The organism is Clavibacter vidaverae (assembly GCF_047529985.1).
Classification (GTDB): Bacteria; Actinomycetota; Actinomycetes; order Actinomycetales; family Microbacteriaceae; genus Clavibacter; species Clavibacter nebraskensis_A.
On record NZ_JBLJAM010000003.1, the window covers coordinates 1 to 5873 of the forward strand.

Annotated in this window: 3 rRNA genes; all 3 read right to left on the reverse strand. The window is 54.8% G+C overall.

Going from position 1 to position 5873, the window contains the following annotated elements:
• Positions 1 to 130: 130 nt before the first annotated feature.
• The 3 genes from rrf to ACMT9T_RS15635 all read right to left on the reverse strand — a co-directional run bounded on the left by rrf (position 131) and on the right by ACMT9T_RS15635 (position 5432).
• Positions 131 to 247: ribosomal RNA gene (gene rrf, locus ACMT9T_RS15625) — 5S ribosomal RNA — on the reverse strand.
• Positions 248 to 364: 117 nt separating this feature from the next.
• Positions 365 to 3484, reverse strand: a 23S ribosomal RNA gene (locus ACMT9T_RS15630).
• 427 nt (positions 3485 to 3911) lie between these two features.
• Positions 3912 to 5432, reverse strand: a 16S ribosomal RNA gene (locus tag ACMT9T_RS15635).
• Together the 16S, 23S and 5S rRNA genes form the textbook arrangement of a ribosomal RNA operon.
• Positions 5433 to 5873: the final 441 nt, after the last annotated feature.

A 5873-nucleotide genomic window follows, 5' to 3' on the forward strand; every position in this document is an offset into this window, starting at 1 on the left:
TGGCCGAACCAGCCCCGGGCCACGCCGCCGGGCCACGGCCTTGAGACCCCAGGCCCCCGCGGGCGTGCGTTAACGCAGAAAGGCCCGCCGCACAAAGTGCGACGGGCCTCCCCGATCATTCTCAAGTTAAGTCCGGCGGTGTCCTACTCTCCCACAGGGTCCCCCCTGCAGTACCATCGGCGCTGAGAGTCTTAGCTTCCGGGTTCGGAATGTGACCGGGCGTTTCCCTCTCGCTATGGCCGCCGAAACATCTCATACACGACCCGAAAGGCCATGAAATCTGTGATGAATCGACCAGTCAAGCTGGTTGTTCAATTAGTACCCGACCGTATATCGGGAACCACATAGTGGACGCAAGCAAAGTGTTTTCAAGATATCGGCTTATTAGTACAGGTCAGCTCCACGAGTCTTTAGTCCTCGCTTCCACATCCTGCCTATCAACCCGGTAGTCTAGCCGGGAGCCTTCACCCTAAAAGGGATGGAAATCTCATCTCGAAGCCGGCTTCCCGCTTAGATGCTTTCAGCGGTTATCCGTTCCGAACGTAGCTAATCAGCGGTGCTCCTGGCGGAACAACTGACACACCAGAGGTTCGTCCATCCCGGTCCTCTCGTACTAGGGATAGATCTTCTCAAATTTCCTACGCGCGCAGCGGATAGGGACCGAACTGTCTCACGACGTTCTAAACCCAGCTCGCGTACCGCTTTAATGGGCGAACAGCCCAACCCTTGGGACCTACTCCAGCCCCAGGATGCGACGAGCCGACATCGAGGTGCCAAACCATGCCGTCGATATGGACTCTTGGGCAAGATCAGCCTGTTATCCCCGAGGTACCTTTTATCCGTTGAGCGACAGCGCTTCCACAAGCCACTGCCGGATCACTAGTCCCGACTTTCGTCCCTGCTCGACTTGTCAGTCTCACAGTCAAGCTCCCTTGTGCACTTACACTCGACACCTGATTACCAACCAGGTTGAGGGAACCTTTGGGCGCCTCCGTTACTTTTTAGGAGGCAACCGCCCCAGTTAAACTACCCACCAGGCACTGTCCCTGAACCGGATTACGGTTCGAAGTTAGATATCCAGAGTGACCAGAGTGGTATTTCAACAATGACTCCACCCGAACTAGCGTCCGAGCTTCACAGTCTCCCACCTATCCTACACAAGCCACACCGAACACCAATACCAAGCTGTAGTAAAGGTCACGGGGTCTTTCCGTCCTGCTGCGCGTAACGAGCATCTTTACTCGTAGTGCAATTTCGCCGAGTTCGCGGTTGAGACAGCTGGGAAGTCGTTACGCCATTCGTGCAGGTCGGAACTTACCCGACAAGGAATTTCGCTACCTTAGGATGGTTATAGTTACCACCGCCGTTTACTGGGGCTTAAATTCTCAGCTTCGCACTTGCGTGCTAACCGTTCCTCTTAACCTTCCAGCACCGGGCAGGCGTCAGTCCGTATACATCGTCTTGCGACTTAGCACGGACCTGTGTTTTTAGTAAACAGTCGCTTCCCACTGGTCTCTGCGGCCTTCAAACGCTTCAGGAGTAAATCCCTACACGCCTCAGGCCCCCCTTCTCCCGAAGTTACGGGGGCATTTTGCCGAGTTCCTTAACCACGATTCTCTCGATCTCCTTAGTATTCTCTACCTGACCACCTGAGTCGGTTTGGGGTACGGGCGATTGGAACCTCGCGTCGATGCTTTTCTTGGCAGCATAGGATCACTGATTTCGTCCGTGAGGACTACCCATCGGGTCTCAGGCTACATAGAAGACGGATTTGCCTATCTTCTGCCCTACATCCTTAGACCGGGACAACCATCGCCCGGCTCAGCTACCTTCCTGCGTCACACCTGTTAATACGCTAAACGCCCCAGCGTAGGGTCGTGTGCTAGGCCAAGACCGTCACCCCGAAGGGATCGAATCGAGGATTCAGACACTTAGCATTACTGGATTGTCTTGGGCGGTTCTTCATCGGTACGGGAATATCAACCCGTTGTCCATCGACTACGCCTGTCGGCCTCGCCTTAGGTCCCGACTTACCCAGGGCGGATTAGCCTGGCCCTGGAACCCTTGGTCTTTCGGAGGACGGGTTTCTCACCCGTCTTTCGCTACTCATGCCTGCATTCTCACTCGTGTGGCCTCCACGGCTGGTTCACACCGCCGCTTCGCTGGCCACACGACGCTCTCCTACCCATCCATACGGCTGGACCACGAAGGCCTGCCTATAATATAAATGCCACAACTTCGGTGGCGTGCTTGAGCCCCGTTACATTGTCGGCGCGGAATCACTTGACCAGTGAGCTATTACGCACTCTTTCAAGGGTGGCTGCTTCTAAGCCAACCTCCTGGTTGTCTATGCAACTCCACATCCTTTCCCACTTAGCACGCGCTTAGGGACCTTAGATGGTGGTCTGGGTTGTTTCCCTCTCGACGATGAAGCTTATCCCCCACCGTCTCACTGCTGCGCTCTCACTTACCGGCATTCGGAGTTTGGCTGAAGTCAGTAACCTTTTGGGGCCCATCGTCCATCCAGTAGCTCTACCTCCGGCAAGAAACACGCAACGCTGCACCTAAATGCATTTCGGAGAGAACCAGCTATCACGAAGTTTGATTGGCCTTTCACCCCTATCCACAGCTCATCCCCTCCATTTTCAACTGAAGTGGGTTCGGTCCTCCACGACGTCTTACCGTCGCTTCAACCTGGCCATGGATAGATCACTTCGCTTCGGGTCTAGAACATGCGACTCATACGCCCTATTAAGACTCGCTTTCGCTACGGCTGCCCCTCACGGGTTAACCTCGCCACATATCACTAACTCGCAGGCTCATTCTTCAAAAGGCACGCTGTCACACCAACAAGGGTGCTCCAACGGTTTGTAAGCAAACGGTTTCAGGTACTATTTCACTCCCCTCCCGGGGTACTTTTCACCTTTCCCTCACGGTACTTGTCCGCTATCGGTCATCTGGGAGTATTTAGGCTTATCAGGTGGTCCTGACAGATTCACACGGGATTTCTCGGGCCCCGTGCTACTTGGGATACTCTCCGGACAGGCGACGACATTTCGACTACGGGGTTCGCACCCTCTATGACTGGCCTTTCAAGACCATTCGTCTATATCGCGCTCATTGCCCTCACAGCTCGGTAGAACTGTACGGAAAGTCCCGCAACCCCGACCATGCAACTCCTACCGGATATCACACATGATCGGTTTGGCCTCTTCCGGTTTCGCTCGCCACTACTAACGGAATCGCTTTTGCTTTCTCTTCCTGTGGGTACTGAGATGTTTCACTTCCCCACGTTCCCTCTACCCGCCCTATATATTCAGGCGGGAGTCACCAGGTCACCCAAAGGGCCTGGCGGGGTTTCCCCATTCGGAGATCCTCGGATCAAAGCTCTATTATCAGCTCCCCGAGGCTTATCGCAGATTTATACGTCCTTCTTCGGCTCCAGATGCCAAGGCATCCACCGTTTGCTCTTAGAATCTTGAAATCACATGAGATTGAATCGTTTCGCCTCCCCTAGAGGAGACAGAATTGACCAATGATCTATAAATAGATCTTTGTGATCCACCGGAAATCCGGTGAATCTAAGATGCTCGCGTCCACTGTGTAGTTCTCAATATACGGGCGGTACCCCACCACCATCCACAACAGGACGACGGAAAGGGTCCGACAAGAAACCAGACACACCCGAAGGTGCGGCCCGGTCCCTCAGGACCCAACAGCGTGCAACATGCCCTCGACACACACGCACCACGTTCCCACCCCACAAGGAGGCGTACTAGCAGCACGGCACATCAGCCGGCATCAATGTTAATGTTCCACCCATGAGCGCCACCGCCAGGACATACGCCTGACGCGTGACTTGGCACCCTTGATCTCCCTGTATACAGAGGAGAGATGCACATGCTCCTTAGAAAGGAGGTGATCCAGCCGCACCTTCCGGTACGGCTACCTTGTTACGACTTAGTCCTAATCACCGATCCCACCTTCGACAGCTCCTCCCTTGCGGTTAGGCCACTGGCTTCGGGTGTTACCGACTTTCATGACTTGACGGGCGGTGTGTACAAGGCCCGGGAACGTATTCACCGCAGCGTTGCTGATCTGCGATTACTAGCGACTCCGACTTCATGAGGTCGAGTTGCAGACCTCAATCCGAACTGAGACCGGCTTTTTGGGATTCGCTCCACCTTACGGTATCGCAGCCCTTTGTACCGGCCATTGTAGCATGCGTGAAGCCCAAGACATAAGGGGCATGATGATTTGACGTCATCCCCACCTTCCTCCGAGTTGACCCCGGCAGTCTCCTATGAGTTCCCACCATTACGTGCTGGCAACATAGAACGAGGGTTGCGCTCGTTGCGGGACTTAACCCAACATCTCACGACACGAGCTGACGACAACCATGCACCACCTGTATACCGACCTTGCGGGGCACACATCTCTGCATGTTTCCGGTATATGTCAAGCCTTGGTAAGGTTCTTCGCGTTGCATCGAATTAATCCGCATGCTCCGCCGCTTGTGCGGGCCCCCGTCAATTCCTTTGAGTTTTAGCCTTGCGGCCGTACTCCCCAGGCGGGGAACTTAATGCGTTAGCTGCGACACGGAGACCGTGGAATGGTCCCCACATCTAGTTCCCAACGTTTACGGCATGGACTACCAGGGTATCTAATCCTGTTCGCTCCCCATGCTTTCGCTCCTCAGCGTCAGTTACGGCCCAGAGATCTGCCTTCGCCATCGGTGTTCCTCCTGATATCTGCGCATTCCACCGCTACACCAGGAATTCCAATCTCCCCTACCGCACTCTAGTCTGCCCGTACCCACTGCAGACCCGAGGTTGAGCCTCGGGATTTCACAGCAGACGCGACAAACCGCCTACGAGCTCTTTACGCCCAATAATTCCGGACAACGCTTGCACCCTACGTATTACCGCGGCTGCTGGCACGTAGTTAGCCGGTGCTTTTTCTGCAGGTACCGTCACTTTCGCTTCTTCCCTACTAAAAGAGGTTTACAACCCGAAGGCCGTCATCCCTCACGCGGCGTTGCTGCATCAGGCTTGCGCCCATTGTGCAATATTCCCCACTGCTGCCTCCCGTAGGAGTCTGGGCCGTGTCTCAGTCCCAGTGTGGCCGGTCACCCTCTCAGGCCGGCTACCCGTCGTAGGCTTGGTGAGCCATTACCTCACCAACAACCTGATAGGCCGCGAGTCCATCCCCAACCGAAATTCTTTCCACGACCAGACCATGCGGCCAGTCGTCATATCCGGTATTAGCTACCATTTCTAGCAGTTATCCCAGAGTCGGGGGCAGGTTACTCACGTGTTACTCACCCGTTCGCCACTGATCCGCCAGAGCAAGCTCTGACATCACCGTTCGACTTGCATGTGTTAAGCACGCCGCCAGCGTTCGTCCTGAGCCAGGATCAAACTCTCCATAAATGCTTAAACGCACGACCACCCGAAAGCGATCGGCACATCTAAAGCCGGACGTGAACGGGAATCGAACACGAACCAGCAAGTTTGAAACCGACAGAACAAATCATTACTGACTTGCTTGTTTGTTTAAATGTTTTCCAAAGGAATCCGGACACCATCCCAGAAGGGACGATGCCACGGGTATTTGGCATTTGACATTGTGCACGCTGTTGAGTTCTCAAGGAACGGACGCTCCCGACACCGACCATCACAGCCAGCCATCGGAGCTCACACTCCACCGCTCCCCGTGGGAGTGATCCAAACCCAGAAGGCCCAGCACTCACGTCGGAAGCAGAATCAGACCCTAGCTCAGTTGGTGGTACACACGCAACCCGTAAGCCGCGGCAACTTCTGTTTCACCAGGATCATCACCCGCCAGAACAGCTCCGGAAGCTTTTCGCTTCC